Raw genomic sequence first — 14,859 nt, 5'->3', positions numbered from 1 at the left:
GAGGCGGGATGCGCCGCTACCTGTGAACATCCATTGCTTCACGCGCTTCGAGGATGTGCCGCTCGATCGTTTCGCCGCGGTCCTCTGGGTGACGACGCGGGCGGTGCCGGATGCGCTCTGGCGACAACTGCATGAGCGGCTGGTGGTCTATCGCCCATGAAGGTGGTGCTGGGAATTGGATGCGACCGGAATGCAAGCAGCGAGGGCATGTGCCAGGCGATCAGGCACGCGCTCGGCGCGGTCGGGTTGTCGCCGGAGGATGTCGAGGCGGTGGCGACCATCGATCGCAAGGCGGATGAGCCGGCGCTGGTCGAGGTGTGCCGGCGCTTCGGCTGGCCGCTGAGCTGCTACCCGGCCGAACGGCTGAAGGAGGTGGAGGTGCCCAATCCCTCGCCGACGGTGATGAAATATGTCGGCACGCCCTCGGTCGGCGAGGCGGCGGCGATCCTCCGCGCCGGGGGGGACCAACGCGCGTTGCTGTTGGAGAAATACAAATATCGCGATGCCGCTGGCAAGCATGTCACGGTATCCATCTGCCGCGTGCCGCAAGCGCGGTCGGGAGGTGTTCCGTGAACGGAGAATCCAGACGGGCGGGCAGGATCTTCCTGGTCGGCTTCGGCCCGGGCGATGCGCAACAGATGACCGCGCGCGCGAGGCAAGCGATCGCCGAGGCGGAGGTGGTGATCGGCTACTCCACCTATATCAAGCTGGTGCGCGACCTGCTCGAGGGCAAGCAGGTGATCCGCAAAGGGATGACCGAGGAGGTGGGGCGCTGCCTCGATGCCTGGGAACACGCCCGGGCCGGCCGAGTGGTGGCGCTGATCTCCTCGGGCGATGCCGGTATCTACGGCATGGCCGGGCCGATGTTCGAGGTGCTGTGGCAGCAGGGGTGGAGGCCGGAAAGCGGCATCGAGGTGGAGGTGGTGCCGGGGATCACGGCGCTCAATGGCTGCGCCTCCCTGGTCGGCGCACCGCTGACCCATGATGCGTGCATGATTTCGCTCTCCGACCTGCTCACCCCCTGGCCGGTGATCCGCAAGCGATTGGAGGCCGCAGCACGGGCCGATTTCGTGATCGGGCTCTACAACCCGAAATCGGGACGCCGCACCGGTCAGATCGTCGAGGCGCAGCGGATCCTGCTGCGCCATCGCCGTCCGGACACGCCGGTGGCGATCGTCAAATCGGCCTATCGGCGCCGCCAACGCGTGCAATTGACCCGTCTCGACGCGATGGCCGATCAGGAGATCGGGATGCTCTCCACCGTGCTCATCGGCAACAGCACCACCTTCGTGCGCGATGGGGTGATGGTCACGCCGCGCGGCTATGCCAACAAGTATGCGGCGCTGACGGGGGAGACGGTTGCCGGCGAGCAGGCGGGACGTTCGCTCTCCATGGGGCTGGAGGGGTGGCATGGCTGCGTGCGGCGCTGGCTGGCATCGAAGGGCTCTCCGGGCTCCTGGGAGCAGGTGGCCGCACACTTCGATGCGCCGCTGGGCGAGATCTTCGAGGCGGTGGCCGGGGCGGATCGGGCGTCGCCCGCCGGCATCTTCGCCGCGCGCGCCATCGATCCGGAGGCGGCGCTGGCCGCGCTTCCCGCATGGGGGCGGCTGCGTTTCGTGGTGCGCGCGCATGGGGCGGTGGGCGAGTTGCTTGCCGAGGGCGCCGACTTCGAAAGGAAGGGCGAATGGCTGAACCTGGTCACCGATGCGTTTCATCTGCATGTGCGTTGGAGCGAAGTGGCCGCCGCCTGGCTTGCCCGCCGTGGCGGGGCTTCCCTTGGGGTCCATTTCCTCGATGCCGGGGGGCGGCTGGTGTTCCGCGCATTGCTCGTGCGCGCAGATGGCGCATTCGATCCGGCGGCGCTCGATGCCTTCGCGCGATGCTGGGAGGCTTCTTGCGCACCCATCGTCGCAGAACGCGCAGTGTGATCCGCCATGCGGGCGCTGATGCTGCAGGGTACCGCCTCTGGGGTGGGCAAATCGGTGCTCACCGCCGGACTGTGCCGGCTGTTGGCCCGGCGCGGTGTGCGGGTGGCACCCTTCAAGCCGCAGAACATGAGCAACAACGCGGCGGTGACGGCCTGCGGCGGTGAGATCGGCCGCGCCCAGGCGCTGCAGGCCATGGCCTGCGGCCTGGAACCCACGGTGGAGATGAATCCGGTGCTGATCAAGCCGGAGGCGGATGCGCAGGCGCAGTTGATCGTGCGCGGGCGGGTGGCCGGACGGCTGCGGGCGGAGCGGTTCCGCGAGGAGCGCGCGGCGCTGCTCGAGACGGTGCTGGAGTCCTTCGACCGGCTTCAATCGCGCTTCGACCTGGTGCTGGTCGAGGGGGCGGGCAGTCCCGCCGAGCCCAACCTGCGCCATGGCGATATCGCCAACATGGGCTTCGCCGAAGCGGCCGACCTCCCCGTATGGTTGATCGGCGACATCCACCGCGGCGGGGTCTTCGCGGCGCTGACCGGCACCCTGACGCTGCTCCCCCCCGGTGAGCGCCGGCGGGTCCGCGCCCTGCTCATCAACCGCTTCCGTGGTGCACGCGCGCTGCTCGATGCGGCGATCGACTGGCTGGAGCGAGAGAGCGGCAGGCCGGTGGCCGGCGTGATCCCATGGCTCGATCTGGAGCTGCCCGAGGAGGATGCCCCCTACCGCCACCAGCGGGCCGCCCTACGGCGGGCACCGTTCCAGGTGGCGGTGATCGCCTTCCCGCGCATGGCCAACAGCGACGACCTTGATCCACTGGCCGCCGAGCCCGGCGTCGCGCTCCGCTTCGTACGCTCTCCCGATGCCCTCCAGCCGGCCGACGTCGTCGTCCTGCCCGGCTCGAAGCACATCGCCTCCGACCTCGACTGGCTCCGGGAGCGGGGGTTCACCCGCCCGCTGCTGCGCCACCTGCGCTACGGCGGCAAGGTGCTCGGCATCTGTGGCGGAATGGTGATGCTCGGCCGCTGCTTGCTCGACCCGGGGGTGGAGGGGGGCTCCCGCCCCGGGCTCGGCCTGCTGCCGCACACCTGCCGGATGGAGCCGGAGAAGCGTCTGCGCCGGGTGGAGCGCATCGCGCGCTGGCCGCAGCCGGTGCCGGTTTGCGGCTACGAAATCCACCACGGAAGCTGCACCGAGGATCCGGAGCTCTTCCCCTTCGCCACATGCTCGGACGATGGACAGGTATGGGGCACCTGGCTGCACGGCCTGTTCGAACGCGGCCCGTTCCGCCGTGCCTGGCTCACCGCGATGGGAATGGATGGTTCGGACGGCGTCGATCACCGTCGGCGGGTGATGGAGTCGCTCGACCGGCTGGCCGACCTGCTGGAGGCGGAGCTGCGCCCCGACCTGCTCGCCCCATTGCTCGGCAAGGCGGCATGAGCCTGCTGACCGCCCTCCTGCTGGAGGCTCTCTTCGGCGATCCGTCCGACCGTTTCCATCCGGTGGCCTGGTTCGGTCGCTGGGCGGCCTGGTGCGAAGCGCGGCTCCACGCCGACACCGCCCGCGCCGGCCTGCTCTGCTGGGCGGCCGCTCTGCTGCCCTGGGCCCTCCCCATCCTGCCGCTGCGCGACCGCGCCGGCTGGCCGGCCGACGCCCTGCTGCTCTGGATCAGCCTCGGCTGGCGCTCGCTCTTCACCCACGTACGGGCGGTACTCGATGCCGATACGCTCCCGACCGCCCGACGGGCCGCAGCGAAGATCGTCAGCCGCGACACCGGCCGGATGGGGATGGTGGATGCACGGCGGGCGGCGCTGGAGTCGCTGGCCGAGAACGCCTCCGACGCCGTGGTGGCGCCGCTCTTCTGGTTCGTACTGGCCGGCGGGTCGGGTGCCTGGCTCTACCGGCTGGTCAACACGCTCGATGCGATGTGGGGCTACCGCAACGGGCGCTACCGCCGCTTCGGCCGGTGGGCGGCGCGGGTGGACGATGCGGTGAACTGGCTGCCCGCCCGGCTGACGGCTTGGCTGATGCTCCTGCCGGGGCGGCTGTCGCGCTGGCCCCTGGTGCGGGCGCAAGCGGCCACCCACCCCTCGCCCAACGCCGGCTGGCCGGAGGCGGCCCTCGCCTGCGCCGCCGATCTCCGCCTCGGCGGGCCGGTATGGCGCGGCGGCGACGTGGAGGAGCGTCCCTGGTACGGCGGGAGGCGGGCCAGGGAGCCCCAAGGCGCGGCGGCGGCCGAGGGGATCTGCGTGGTGCGGCGCAGCTTGGGGTTCGCCGCCCTGCTGGCGCTGGGAGGAAGCCTCGTTGTCCGTTGATTGGGGGAACCTGCCGCCGTCGACCGCCCTCCACCACGGCGGTGCGGTCGAAGCGGCGGCGCGTGGCTGGGGCTGTACCGCGGAGGAGATCCTCGACCTCTCCACCGGCATCCATCCCGACGGCCCCCCCCGCTGGCTGTCCTCCTGGCTCGGGGAACATGCCGATCTGGCCGGCCGCCACCCCGACCCGGAGGGGGAGCCGGCACGAAGCGCCCTCGCCCGCGCCTTCGACGTCGAGCCGGCCTGCCTGCTGGTCGGCGCGGGCGCCCGCAGCTTCATCGAGCTGTTGCCGCAGGCCATGGGGTGGCGCTCCCTCGCACTGGAGTGCCCATGCTACAGCCAGCCGCTGCACTGCGCCCGCCGCGCCGGATGCCGGATCCTTCCCTTCCGGCGCGGCGGAGCGATCCCCCGCGCCGAGGCCTTCTGGCTGACCAGCCCGCACAATCCGGACGGAGCCCCACGCCCGCTGCCCACAGCAGGCGGCGGCGTGCTGGACGAATCCTACATGGCGTGGGAGAAGCGGTGCCGGCTGGGCATCATCCCCGGGGTGGTCCGGCTGGGATCGCTGACCAAGCTCTTCGCCCTGCCCGGCCTGCCGGCGGGCTATCTGGTAGCCGAACCGCAGCTTCTGGAGCGGATTCGACCGTGGTTGCCGCCATGGGGCGCGGCCACGCCGCTCCTCCATCTCGTTCCGCGCCTGCTGGCCGAGGCGGAGGCGCGCGACGGCGTGGTGGCGTGCGCCCGCCGTCGGCTGGAGCGGCTGCTTACGACACACGGCTGGCGCACCCTCCCCTCGGAGGCCCCCTTCCTCCTCGGGCGCCCTCCTTCGAAGCGCTTCCCCCCCTTCCACCGCCATCGCATCCTCGTGCGCACCTTCCCCGAATGGCCCGAGTTGACGGGATGGGTGCGGCTGGGGCTGCCGGGCGATGAGGAGGGATGGGTGCGGCTGGCCGCCGCGCTGGATGCGCGGGCCGACGAAGGAGACCCGCCCCTGGCGGAACGCAGCGCCCCGGCTGCAACGCCTCCGCGGGAATCCATCATCACGGCCACGCAAATCCGGAAGTTGCAGACGCAACTGACGGATTTGTAAAGGAATCCAAGACCGCGATCTTCGATTCCCGTCAAGCAAAAAGTCCACGGACGGACTTTTTACGATGCGATCATGGACGGAGCTCTTGCGATGGAATCGACCATGACACATGCACGAACACGGAACGGCACCACGACGGTCGCCCGCCTCCACCGCGACGCGGAAGCGGCGGCGCGGACGCGGCAGGAGCAGTTGACCAAGCCGCGCGGCGCCCTCGGCCGGCTGGAGGAGATCGCCTGCTGGTTCGCGGCCAGGCAGGGGCGGGTCCGTCCCGAACCGCTGCGCCCCCACATCGTCGTCTTCGCCGCCGACCACGGAGTCTGCGCCGAGGGGGTATCGGCCTACCCGAGCGTCGTGACGGCCGAGATGGTGAAGAACTTCGTCCGCGGCGGCGCGGCGATCAACGTGCTGGCGCGGCAATGCGGCGCCGCACTCGATGTGGTGGACGTGGGCGTGGCCACCGATCTGACCGGGCTGGAGGGGATCGTCCATGCCCGGGTACGCCCCGGCACGGCCAATCTGCTCCACGAGGCGGCGATGACCCCGAAGGAATACGCCGCGGCGTTGGAGGCGGGGCGCGCCGGGGCGCAGGCGGCGATCGACGGCGGCGCCAACCTGCTGATCGCCGGCGAGATGGGGATCGGCAACACCACCGCCTCGGCCTGCCTCATCTGCCGGCTGGCGGGCATCGCCCCCGAAGAGGTGGTCGGGTACGGCACCGGCGTGGACGAGGCCGGACGCACCCGCAAGATCGATGTGGTCGGTCGGGCGCTGGCCAGGATCCGGGAGCTGCCCGACGACCGTGTGCCGGCCGAGGTCGGCGGTCTGGAGATCGCGGCGATGACCGGCTTCTACCTGGCGGCCGCTCAGGCCGGCGTGCCGGCCGTGGTGGACGGCTTCATCGCCGCCGCGGCGGCGCTGGCCGCGCGGCTGACCGCCCCGTCGGTGACCGACTGGCTGCTCGCCTCCCACTGCTCCGAGGAACGGGGCCACCGCGCGGCGCTGGCCGCACTGGGGCTCGAACCGCTGGTCGACTTCGGCATGCGGCTGGGCGAAGGAACGGGGGCGGCGCTGGCCGTTCCCCTGCTTCAGGCGGCGATCGCGCTGCACAACGAGATGGCCACCTTCGCCGACGCCGGGGTCACCGACAAGGATGGGTGACGACCTCCTGCCCACTCCGTACCCGCGGCTCCGGTCGGGCAAACCCTCGACCGCCGCGGGGTCGAAACGTCCACGGACGGACGTTTTGCGATTCGATCATGACTGATCCCATCCTCGTGGACCTGCTGCGCCACGGCGCGGTGGAGGCGGAGGGATGGAGCCTCCATGGCGCCACCGACACACCGCTCTCCCGGCGGGGATTCCGCCAGATGGAGGCCGTCTGCCGCCGCCTCGCCCCGCACGACGAGATCGCCAGCTCACCCATGGCACGCTGCCGAAGCTTCGCCGAGGAGCGGGCGCGGACGACCGGCGTGCGCTGCACCCTGCTGGAGGGAATGCGCGAGATCGATTTCGGGATATGGGAGCAACACACGCTGGAGGAGATCGAACGCGACCACGGCGCGCTGCTCCGCCGCTTCCGCACCTCCCCGGTCGGGGTCACCCCTCCGGGCGGCGAGCCCTTCGACCGCTTCGCCGACCGGGTCCTCTCCACCTGGGAGCGGTGGATGGGTGAAGCGACGGGGGGGCGGAGGAGGCTGCTGGTGGCCCACGGCGGCGTGATCCGCGTGATCCTGGCCCATCTGCTGCAGATGCCGCGCTCGGCCCTCTGGCGGATCCATCTGCCCCATGCGGCTGCCAGCCGCGTCTCGCTGCTCGCCGGGGAGGCGCCGCGCATCCTCTTCATCAACGGTCCGCCGGCGGGAGTGGAGGCCGATTGCGCGGGTTGATCGCCGCCTTCGGGCTGCTCAGCCGCATCCCGCTGCCCCGCTCCATGCAAGCAGGCGAGGGGGATCTGGATGCGGCGGGCGCCTGGTTCCCGCTGGTGGGGCTCACCCTCGGGGCGCTGTCGTGGATTGCCGCCGCCTCCCTGTCCCTGCTCGGCGCCGATCCGTGGGTGGGCGCACTCGCCCTCATCCTGCTCTGGCTCGCCTTCACCGGCGGGCTCCACCTCGACGGCGCGGCCGATCTCGCCGACGCCCTCGGGGCGGCCCATCGCGACCCGACACGCCTTCAGGCGGTGCTGAAGGATCCCCACATCGGAAGCTTCGGCGCGACGGCGCTGGCCACCATCCTGCTGACCCGGCTGGTGGCCTCCCATGCGCTCATCGACGACGGAGGGACATCCGCCGCCTGGCTGTGGATCCCCGCCTGGGCGCGGCTGGGGGCCCTCTTCTGGGCACGGACCCTGCCGCCGCTCACCGACGGAAGCGCCGCACGACTCGCCACCCCGGGGAGGGGGCAGCCGGCGATCTGGTGCTGGACGGCGCTGCTTGGACCCCTCTCCTGGTGGACGGTCTCCCCCGACTTCGCAGTGGCGGCACTGCTGGCTCCGGCGGCGTGGTGGCTCTTCCTGCGCCGGCGACTGGCCGGCATGAACGGCGACGCCCTCGGCGCCGGGATCGAATGTGTCGAATGCCTCCTGCTGCTGGCGGCGGGATGATGCAGGCGGCGCATCCCCGCCGATCGCCCACGAAGGCCGCCATCGGCCTCAGGAGGAGCCGCCCCTCCGCTTGACCCGACGGTAGAGCGCCTCCAACTGCTCCGCATCCATCGCATCCAGCCTGTCACCCCGCCGGGCCGCCTCCCGCTCCATGGCGCGAACACGGTCGGCGAACTTGCGGCAACTGCTCAGCAGCGCGCTTTCGCTATCCACCCCCAGCTTGCGCCCGAGGTTGACCAGGGTGAAGAGCAGATCGCCGAACTCCCCCTCCACCTGCCGCGCATCGCCGCCCGCCAGCGCCTCGTGCAGCTCGGCCACCTCCTCGCCCACCTTCTTCAACACCCCCCGGGCATCGGGCCAGTCGAAGCCGACCCGTGCGGCCCGCTGCTGCATCTTCTGCGCCCGGGCCAGCGCCGGCAGCGGCGGGATGCCATCCATCAGGCTGTCGCGCTCCTGTTGCTCCGCCGCCTTGAGCCGCTCCCACTGATCGAGCAGGTCATCGGGGCGGGCATCACCGAAGACATGGGGGTGGCGGCGGACCATCTTGTCGATCAGCCCATCGACCACCGCAGCCAGATCGAACGCCCCGGCCTCCTCGGCGATGACGGCATAGAAGGCCACCTGCAGCAGCAGATCGCCCAGCTCGCCGCGCAGCGCCTCCCACGCCCGCGCATCCCCGGCGGCCTCGGCCCGCTCGGCCGCCTCGATCACCTCATGCGCCTCCTCCAGCGTGTGGGGGCGCAGGCTGCACAGGGTCTGCTCCCGATCCCAGGGACAGGCGACGCGCAGCAGCGCCATCAGCGCCCGCAGCCGGGCGAACGGCTCCTCGTGGCGGTAGATACGCTCCGGCATCCGGGCTACTGCTCGATGCCCAGGGTACGCAGCATCTCCGGCTGCTCGAACCAGTCGGGCTGTACCTTGACGAACAGCCGCAGATCGACATTGCGCTGCAGCAGGTGGGCGATGCCGGCCCGCGCCCGGCTGCCGATCTGCTTGATGCGCCGCCCCCCCTTGCCGACGACCATCGGCTTGTGGCTCTTGCTGCCGACCAGGATCACCGCCTCGATCTCCACCCTCGGCCCCTGCTCGCGCCATGCCTCGACCAGCACCGCCGTCTGGAAGGGAACCTCCTGCTGCAGGGCGAGAAAGAGCTGCTCACGCACATACTCCGCCGCCAGCGTGCGGGCGCTCTGATCGGTGAACCACTCCGGATCGTAGAGCGGCGGCCGTTCGGGCAGCAGCGCGGTGATGGTGCGCAGCAGCTCGTCGATCTGCGTCCCCTTGCGCGCCGAGACGGGGATGAATCCACGGGCCGCCTCGTCCATCCGATGGAGCGCCTCGATCCGCGGCAACAGCTCCAGTGTCGGAATCCGGTCGATCTTATTGAGCAGGTGCAGCCGCGGCAGTTCGGGATGGCGGGCGACCAGGGGTTCGATCCAGCGCTCCATCCCCCCTTCCGTCCGGCGGGTGACGTCGTGCAGCAGCAACAGCAGGTCGGCCTCCTCGATCGCCGCCATCGCCGTCTGGACCATGGCGCGGTTGAGCCGGGAGCGGGCGCGGTGGATGCCCGGGGTGTCGATGAAGACGATCTGGCAGGCGTGGTCGGTGTAGATGCCGAGGATGCGGTGGCGCGTGGTCTGCGGCTTGGGGGTGACGATGGCGATGCGCGCGCCGATGATCCGGTTGAGCAGGGTCGACTTGCCCACATTGGGCGGGCCGAGCAGCGCCACCCGGCCGCAGCGGAACCCCTCCGCCCCGGCGGCAGCCTCGGACCGATCGCTCACCGCGTTTCCTGCTGCCGCAGACGGCGAAGAGCCGCAGCAGCCGCCTGCTGCTCGGCCTCCTTCTTGCGCGCGCCGCTCCCCTCCCCCAGGACCACACCGTCGAGCAGACAGCGGGCGACGAAACGCGGCACCCGACCGACGCCGCAATCCTCGGCCCGATAGTCGGGCAGCCCCAACCCCCGCTGTTGGGTCCACTCCTGCAGGGCGCTCTTGGCATCGACCACCGTCCCGCCGCCGGCCGCATCGATCCGCTCCGACCAGGCGCGGTGGATCACCGCCCGGGCCGCCTCGATGCCGCCGTCGAGGTAGATCGCGCCCAGCACCGCCTCGACCGCATCGGCCACCACCGATTCCGACTTCGGGCCGCCGCCGGCCGCCCGCTCTCCCTTGCTCACCCGGATGTGGTCGGCCAGCGACCAGAGCCGCGCCGTCTCGACCAACGCCGGGCGGGCCACCAGCCGCGCACGCATCCGGGTGAGCACCCCCTCGCCCGCCTCGGGATGGCGGCGGTAGAGGGCGTCGGTGATGACCAGCTGCAACACGGCGTCACCGAGAAACTCCAGCCGTTCGTTGTGCGCCCCGCCGCAGGAGCTGTGGGTCAACGCCCGTGCCCGCAGCGCCGCGTCAGCAAAATGGTAGCCGATGGCCACCTCCAGGCGTGCCTCCTGCCGCGCCTCTCTGCTCAAGGAGTATGGGCGGAGATCTCGAAATCGAACACCAGCCGCGCCTTGAGCTGCAGCCGCTCGAAGAGGGAGAGTTCCACATCCTCCTCGTCGACGTCGGGATCCCGGAACGGCTCGGGCATCCCCAGCGGCCACACCTCGACCTGGTACTCCGTGCTGATGTCCATCTTCCCATCCTCGGAGACCACCACCAGGTTGTCGAAGAACTCCTCCGGCACGTCCTTCTCCGGATCGAGATACTCCACACGCATGATCTCCGGCAGCTTGCGCCGGACCTCCTCCTGGGTGTAGTCGGGATGGTGGGTGGCCAGCGAACGGAAGATGTTCTGGATCGTCCCCTTGACGGTGTAGACCGGGATGATGTGGTAGCCGTAATCGACCACCAGCGCGAGCAGGGCCACCACCAGAAGCAGTCCGGCCAGCGAAAAGCCTCGTTGATGCTCCATCTTCATGGCAAGATCAAGATCGCAACCCGTCCGTCCATGGACGGCTCGCTTCAGCGGCGATCGGAGCGCGCGCCCCTCGATCGCCCTGTCAAGACATTCGCCTGCCGGCGCAGGCCTCGGTCTTGCGCGGCCATCCTGGTCGCGGATGATGGTTTCGCGAAACCATCACCGGATGATGGAATCGCAAAAAGCCCATCCGTGGGCTTGTTGCTCGACGGGGATCGAAGAGCGCGGTCTTCGATCCCCTCACAAAACTGTCGATTGCATGCGCAACCTCCGGTCTTGCGCGGCACGCCAACGCCGCGATGATGTTTTCTTGCGAAACCATCATCGGATCAACCGCCCGATACGCGACCAGCGCGGCCGCTTGCGCTGCCCGTCCCACGACCACCAGATGACCAGCGCCTTCCCCACCAGGTAGCCCTGCGGAACGAAGCCCCAGAAGCGGGAATCGAGCGAGTTGTTGCGGTTGTCCCCCATGGCGAAGTACATCCCCGCAGGGACCACCCACTCGCCGTCCTTGATCGAGAAGGGCTTGCGCAACACCGCATGGCGCACATTCCCCAGCTGCTCGATATACTCCTCGGCGACGTCGAGCGAGCCGTCGCCGAGAAAGTAGGGGTGCTCCCCCACATCGGTCAACGCCATCTGCCTGCCGTTGATGTAGAGCCGGTTGTCCTTGTAGAGGATGTGGTCGCCCGGCAGACCGACGATGCGCTTGATGTAGTCCTTGCTGCGGTCGTTGGGGTAGTCGAACACCGCCACGTCGCCGCGGTGGGCCGGACGCGGAAACCACTGGATGTCGGTGAACGGCACCCGCAGGCCGTAGCTGTAGCGCAGCACGAAGAGGTAATCGCCCACCTCCAGCGTCGGCACCATGCTCGATGAAGGGATCTTGAACGGGGCGATGATGAAGCTGCGCACCACCACGGCGATCAGGGCGATGACGATCAGGCTCTCCAGCCATTCGCGCCACGCCGGCTTCCGCTCTGCCGACGCGCCGCCCTTACGGAACCCGCCCATCATTTCTGATTGAATCGCAAAAGGTCCATCCGTGGACTCTTTGCTTGACGGCGATCGAAGAGCGCGGTCCTCGATCGCCTTACCACTCCGTCGGTTGCAAGAGCAACCTCCGGATTTGCGCGACCGTCCCGGTCGCGAATGGTGGTTTCGCAAGAAACCATCATTCCTCCCCCAGCCGCAACACGGCGAGGAACGCCTCCTGCGGCACCTCGACGCTGCCGATCGCCTTCATCCGCTTCTTGCCCCGCTTCTGCTTCTCCAACAGCTTGCGCTTGCGCGTGACATCGCCGCCGTAACACTTGGCGGTGACGTTCTTGCGCACCGCCTTGACCGTCTCCCGCGCCAGGATGCGCCCGCCGATCGCCGCCTGGACCGGCACGTCGAACTGCTGCCGCGGAATCAACCGACGCAGCTTCTTGACCAGCTCCCGGCCGCGGCTCTCGGCCACCGAACGGTGCACGATCAGGGAGAGCGCGTCGACCGGCTCGCCGTGGACCAGCACATCCATCTTCACCACCGCCTCCGGGCGGAACCCGGCCAGCTCGTAGTCCATCGAGGCGTAGCCGCGCGATGCCGATTTCATCTTGTCGTGGAAGTCGATCACCATCTCGGCCAGCGGCAGGTTGTAGACCAGCATCACCCGCCCCGAACCGATGAACTTCATCGTCTTCTGGATGCCGCGCCGCTCCTGGCAGAGCCGCATCATCACCCCGACGAACTCCTCGGGCACGAAGATGCTGGCATCGACCGTCGGCTCCTCGACGGCGGCGATCCGCGCCGGATCGGGAAACTCGCTGGGGTTGGAGATCTCGCGCACGCTGCCGTCGCGCATGGTCAGGCGGTAGACCACGCTGGGGGCGGTGGTGATCAGATCGAGATGGAACTCGCGCTCCAGCCGCTCCTGCACGATCTCCATGTGCAACATCCCCAGATAGCCGCAGCGGAAGCCCAGCCCCAGCGCCGAGGAGCTCTCCGGCTCGAAGGTGAAGGCGGAATCGTTGAGATGGAGCTTGTCGAGCGCGTCGCGCAGCTCACCGTAGTCGGCCGAATCGACCGGATAGAGACCGGAGAAGACCATCGGCTTGGGCTCGCGGAAGCCGGGCAGCGGCTCGGCCACCGGGTTGCGCTCCAGGGTCACCGTGTCGCCCACCTTGAGATCGGCCAGCCGCTTGACGCCGCCGACCAGATAACCGACATCTCCGCACTCCAGCGCCTCCTGCGGCACCGCCGCCGGACAGAAGCGGCCCAGCTCCTGCACCTCGTAGCAGGCGCCGCTGGAGCAGAGCCGGAAACGGTCGCGACGGGCGATGCGCCCGTCGAAGATCCGGATCAGCGCCACCGCCCCGACGTAGGCATCGAACCAGGAGTCGATGATCAGTGCGGAGAGCGGCGCCTCATCGCGCCCCTGCGGCGGCGGCAGCCGGGTGACCACCGCCTCCAGCACCCGATCCACCCCGGCGCCGCTCTTGGCCGAGACGGGGATCGCCTCCGAAGCGTCCAGCCCGATCACCTCCTCGATCTGCCGCCGCGCCTCCTCCACATCGGCGCTCGGCAGATCGATCTTGTTGATCACGGGGATGATTTCGAGATCGTTCTCCAGCGCCAGCCAGACATTGGCCAGCGTCTGCGCCTCCACCCCCTGGGTGGCGTCGACCACCAGCAGCGCGCCGTCGCACGCCTGCAGCGAACGGGAGACCTCGTAGGTGAAATCGACGTGGCCGGGGGTGTCGATCAGGTTGAGGCGGTAGATGCGGCCGTCGCGCGCCCGGTAGTCGAGGCTGGCGGTCTGGGCCTTGATGGTGATGCCGCGCTCCTGCTCGATCTCCATCGAGTCGAGCACCTGCTTCTTCATCTCGCGCTCGGCCAGCGCGCCGGTCATCTCGATCAGCCGATCGGCGAGGGTCGATTTTCCATGGTCGATGTGGGCGATGATGGAGAAGTTGCGGATGCGGTCACGCTGCATGACCGGCCGCATGCTAGTGGTTCGCCTGCTGCAAGGCCATGTGGCGCATCCTCTGCTACCCGGGCGCATCCCCCCGCGCTACCATCCGCCGCCGGAACCGGCCCCCGGCCGGTCGTTCGCCCCATCGTGCCGGTTGCGCAAGAAGCCGGCATCCGCGGCCGGGAGGGCCGCGCGAAACCGGAGCCGGCGTATGCAAGCGACGGTTTTGCAAGGCAGTCGAGACCGGCCCTCGTCGACCCCCGTGAAGCCTGAGGCTCCACGGACCGTTGTATTTGCGATTCGCACTCGATCGATCCACCAAAGGCGCTCCATATGCAGATCCTGATCCTCTACCACTCCGACTACGGCAACACCGAGAAGATGGCCCGCGCCATCGGTTGCGGCTGCGAGGCCGCCGACCCCACAGCCCGGGTGACGCTCTGCCGGGTCGATGAGGCCGCACCCGGGCGGCTGGTCGACGCCGACGTCATCTTTCTCGGCTCACCGGTCCACATGGGCACCATGGCGTGGAAGGTGAAGAAACTGATCGACGAATGCGGCAAGTTGTGGCTGGAGAACGCCCTGGCCGGCAAGATCGCCGGCATCTTCGCCACCGGCGGGGGGCTGGGCAACGCCGGCGGCGGGGTGGAGCTGACCCTGATCTCCCTCTTCGCCAACGCGCTCGAACACGGCATGATCGCCGTGGGCTTCCCCAAGGATCTGCCCGGCTACGCCGATGGCGGCCTGCACTGGGGCGCCTACGCCCGCTGCGCCGACGCCGCCGGCATGCCGCAGCCGATCAGCGAGGCGGCTCTGGTCGCCGCCCGCAGCTACGGCGCCCATGTCACCGAGGTGGCGCTGCGCTTCCGCGCGGGGGCGGATGCCACCGCATGACCGATCCGCCGACGACGCCCGCGGATCCCGCGACGTCGGCGGACCATTCCTTCCACCGAGGAGGCCGGAATGTTCCGTAACCTGACCGACAAGCTGGGCGAGATCGCCCATCGTCTGCAAGGCAAGGCGCGCGTCGATGAAGCGACGCTCGATGCCACCCT

Annotated in this window: 15 protein-coding genes; 10 read left to right on the top strand and 5 right to left on the bottom strand. The window is 69.6% G+C overall.

The features are described 5' to 3' along the window. From D6682_06855 to D6682_06815, 9 genes are all read left to right on the top strand, one after another. A partial coding sequence (locus D6682_06855) for a cobalamin biosynthesis protein CbiG (GenBank protein RMH50463.1) occupies window positions 1-160 on the top strand: 160 nt, incomplete at its 5' end. Continuing rightward, the gene (locus tag D6682_06850) at window positions 157-573 is read left to right on the top strand and encodes a cobalamin biosynthesis protein CbiG (protein RMH50458.1); all 417 of its coding nucleotides are present in this window, start codon (window positions 157-159) and stop codon (window positions 571-573) included. The genes D6682_06855 and D6682_06850, both read left to right, overlap by 4 nt. Before the next feature lie 65 nt (window positions 574-638). Continuing rightward, the gene (cobJ, locus tag D6682_06845; GenBank protein ID RMH50462.1) at window positions 639-1,928 is read left to right on the top strand and encodes a precorrin-3B C(17)-methyltransferase; all 1,290 of its coding nucleotides are present in this window, start codon (window positions 639-641) and stop codon (window positions 1,926-1,928) included. 6 nt (window positions 1,929-1,934) lie between these two features. Beyond that, window positions 1,935-3,359 (top strand): cobyric acid synthase, encoded by a 1,425-nt coding sequence (locus tag D6682_06840; protein ID RMH50457.1) that lies wholly within the window; start codon window positions 1,935-1,937, stop codon window positions 3,357-3,359. Beyond that, window positions 3,356-4,234, top strand: coding sequence for a cobalamin biosynthesis protein CobD (gene cobD / locus D6682_06835; protein RMH50456.1), 879 nt, complete (start codon window positions 3,356-3,358; stop codon window positions 4,232-4,234). Before D6682_06840 ends, cobD begins: the two co-directional genes overlap by 4 nt. Further along, a complete protein-coding gene (locus tag D6682_06830; protein ID RMH50455.1) occupies window positions 4,224-5,324 on the top strand; it encodes a hypothetical protein in 1,101 nt (366 codons plus the stop codon). Before cobD ends, D6682_06830 begins: the two co-directional genes overlap by 11 nt. Window positions 5,325-5,426: 102 nt before the next feature. Beyond that, window positions 5,427-6,485 (top strand): nicotinate-nucleotide--dimethylbenzimidazole phosphoribosyltransferase, encoded by a 1,059-nt coding sequence (cobT, locus tag D6682_06825; GenBank protein ID RMH50461.1) that lies wholly within the window; start codon window positions 5,427-5,429, stop codon window positions 6,483-6,485. 98 nt (window positions 6,486-6,583) lie between these two features. Then, entirely contained in the window at window positions 6,584-7,213 is a 630-nt protein-coding gene (locus tag D6682_06820) for a histidine phosphatase family protein (GenBank protein RMH50454.1), read from the top strand. Beyond that, on the top strand, window positions 7,201-7,926 hold the full coding sequence (locus D6682_06815) for an adenosylcobinamide-GDP ribazoletransferase (GenBank protein RMH50453.1): 726 nt from the start codon (window positions 7,201-7,203) through the stop codon (window positions 7,924-7,926). The genes D6682_06820 and D6682_06815 overlap by 13 nt, the downstream gene beginning before the upstream one ends. A 48-nt stretch (window positions 7,927-7,974) precedes the next feature. On the opposite strand, the gene D6682_06810 is transcribed toward D6682_06815, so the two are convergent. The 5 genes from D6682_06810 to D6682_06790 all read right to left on the bottom strand — a co-directional run bounded on the left by D6682_06810 (window position 7,975) and on the right by D6682_06790 (window position 13,825). Continuing rightward, window positions 7,975-8,778: a nucleoside triphosphate pyrophosphohydrolase gene (locus D6682_06810; GenBank protein RMH50452.1), complete on the bottom strand. Its 804-nt coding sequence runs from the start codon at window positions 8,776-8,778 to the stop codon at window positions 7,975-7,977. 5 nt (window positions 8,779-8,783) lie between these two features. Beyond that, a complete protein-coding gene (locus D6682_06805; protein RMH50451.1) occupies window positions 8,784-9,710 on the bottom strand; it encodes a GTPase Era in 927 nt (308 codons plus the stop codon). Beyond that, a complete protein-coding gene (gene rnc / locus D6682_06800) occupies window positions 9,707-10,528 on the bottom strand; it encodes a ribonuclease III (protein RMH50450.1) in 822 nt (273 codons plus the stop codon). The genes D6682_06805 and rnc overlap by 4 nt, the downstream gene beginning before the upstream one ends. 638 nt (window positions 10,529-11,166) lie before the next feature. After that, a complete protein-coding gene (gene lepB, locus D6682_06795) occupies window positions 11,167-11,862 on the bottom strand; it encodes a signal peptidase I (protein ID RMH50460.1) in 696 nt (231 codons plus the stop codon). Window positions 11,863-12,022: 160 nt separating this feature from the next. Beyond that, window positions 12,023-13,825: an elongation factor 4 gene (locus D6682_06790; GenBank protein ID RMH50459.1), complete on the bottom strand. Its 1,803-nt coding sequence runs from the start codon at window positions 13,823-13,825 to the stop codon at window positions 12,023-12,025. 312 nt (window positions 13,826-14,137) lie between these two features. On the opposite strand from D6682_06790, the gene D6682_06785 reads away from it, so the two are divergent. Continuing rightward, on the top strand, window positions 14,138-14,698 hold the full coding sequence (locus D6682_06785) for a Trp repressor-binding protein (protein RMH50449.1): 561 nt from the start codon (window positions 14,138-14,140) through the stop codon (window positions 14,696-14,698). Window positions 14,699-14,859 lie beyond the last annotated feature (161 nt).

The organism is Zetaproteobacteria bacterium, assembly GCA_003696765.1.
Taxonomy (GTDB): Bacteria; Pseudomonadota; Zetaproteobacteria; order Mariprofundales; family J009; genus RFFX01.
Note: the sequence above shows the minus strand (reverse complement) of the source record. Positions and strands in the feature narration are given on the sequence as shown.

What these genes read in the sequence shown, in the direction of transcription:
- D6682_06850 (RMH50458.1), top strand. Translation starts at nt 157, where the DNA reads ATGAAGGTGGTGCTGGGAATTGGATGCGACCGGAATGCAAGCAGCGAG.
- cobJ (RMH50462.1), top strand. Translation starts at nt 639, where the DNA reads ATGACCGCGCGCGCGAGGCAAGCGATCGCCGAGGCGGAGGTGGTGATC.
- D6682_06840 (RMH50457.1), top strand. Translation starts at nt 1,935, where the DNA reads ATGCGGGCGCTGATGCTGCAGGGTACCGCCTCTGGGGTGGGCAAATCG.
- cobD (RMH50456.1), top strand. Translation starts at nt 3,356, where the DNA reads ATGAGCCTGCTGACCGCCCTCCTGCTGGAGGCTCTCTTCGGCGATCCG.
- cobT (RMH50461.1), top strand. Translation starts at nt 5,427, where the DNA reads ATGACACATGCACGAACACGGAACGGCACCACGACGGTCGCCCGCCTC.
- D6682_06820 (RMH50454.1), top strand. Translation starts at nt 6,584, where the DNA reads ATGACTGATCCCATCCTCGTGGACCTGCTGCGCCACGGCGCGGTGGAG.
- D6682_06810 (RMH50452.1), bottom strand. Translation starts at nt 8,778, where the DNA reads ATGCCGGAGCGTATCTACCGCCACGAGGAGCCGTTCGCCCGGCTGCGG.
- lepB (RMH50460.1), bottom strand. Translation starts at nt 11,862, where the DNA reads ATGGGCGGGTTCCGTAAGGGCGGCGCGTCGGCAGAGCGGAAGCCGGCG.
- D6682_06790 (RMH50459.1), bottom strand. Translation starts at nt 13,825, where the DNA reads ATGCAGCGTGACCGCATCCGCAACTTCTCCATCATCGCCCACATCGAC.
- D6682_06785 (RMH50449.1), top strand. Translation starts at nt 14,138, where the DNA reads ATGCAGATCCTGATCCTCTACCACTCCGACTACGGCAACACCGAGAAG.